This is a genomic window from Clostridium luticellarii (assembly GCF_002995845.1).
In the GTDB taxonomy this organism is placed as follows: Bacteria; Bacillota; Clostridia; order Clostridiales; family Clostridiaceae; genus Clostridium_B; species Clostridium_B luticellarii.
Map to the genome: position 1 here is coordinate 1 of NZ_PVXP01000153.1, position 1,291 is coordinate 1,291.

The 1,291-nt window shown below is 53.2% G+C and carries 1 rRNA gene; it reads left to right on the top strand.

The window, feature by feature from the left end:
• A 16S ribosomal RNA gene (locus tag CLLU_RS18485) occupies positions 1–1,249 on the top strand; the annotation flags it as partial.
• Positions 1,250–1,291: the final 42 nt, after the last annotated feature.

Consider the following 1,291-nt stretch of genomic DNA (forward strand, 5'->3'; position numbering starts at 1 on the left):
GGCTTACCAAGGCAACGATGCGTAGCCGACCTGAGAGGGTGAACGGCCACATTGGAACTGAGAGACGGTCCAGACTCCTACGGGAGGCAGCAGTGGGGAATATTGCACAATGGGCGAAAGCCTGATGCAGCAACGCCGCGTGAGTGAAGAAGGTTTTCGGATTGTAAAGCTCTGTCATCTGGGACGATAATGACGGTACCAGATGAGGAAGCCACGGCTAACTACGTGCCAGCAGCCGCGGTAATACGTAGGTGGCAAGCGTTGTCCGGAATTACTGGGCGTAAAGGGTGCGCAGGCGGACATTTAAGTGAGATGTGAAAGACCCGGGCTTAACTTGGGCAGTGCATTTCAAACTGGATGTCTGGAGTGCAGGAGAGGAGAACGGAATTCCTAGTGTAGCGGTGAAATGCGTAGAGATTAGGAAGAACACCAGTGGCGAAGGCGGTTCTCTGGACTGTAACTGACGCTGAGGCACGAAAGCGTGGGTAGCAAACAGGATTAGATACCCTGGTAGTCCACGCCGTAAACGATGAGTACTAGGTGTAGGAGGTATCGACCCCTTCTGTGCCGCAGTAAACACAATAAGTACTCCGCCTGGGAAGTACGATCGCAAGATTAAAACTCAAAGGAATTGACGGGGGCCCGCACAAGCAGCGGAGCATGTGGTTTAATTCGAAGCAACGCGAAGAACCTTACCTGGACTTGACATCCCCTGCATATCTTAGAGATAAGAGAAGCCCTTCGGGGCAGGGAGACAGGTGGTGCATGGTTGTCGTCAGCTCGTGTCGTGAGATGTTAGGTTAAGTCCTGCAACGAGCGCAACCCCTATTGTTAGTTGCTAGCAGTAAGATGAGCACTCTAACGAGACAGCCGCGGTTAACGCGGAGGAAGGTGGGGATGACGTCAAATCATCATGCCCCTTATGTCCAGGGCAACACACGTGCTACAATGGGCAGAACAGAGAGAAGCAAGACCGCGAGGTGGAGCGAACCTTGAAAACTGCTCCCAGTTCGGATTGCAGGCTGAAACCCGCCTGCATGAAGCTGGAGTTGCTAGTAATCGCGAATCAGCATGTCGCGGTGAATACGTTCCCGGGCCTTGTACACACCGCCCGTCACACCATGAGAGCTGGCAACACCCGAAGTCCGTAGTCTAACGAAAGAGGACGCGGCCGAAGGTGGGGTTAGTGATTGGGGTGAAGTCGTAACAAGGTAGCCGTAGGAGAACCTGCGGCTGGATCACCTCCTTTCTAGGGAGTCGAAAGGGAGCCAATAAGGCTTTCTTAAAAAAA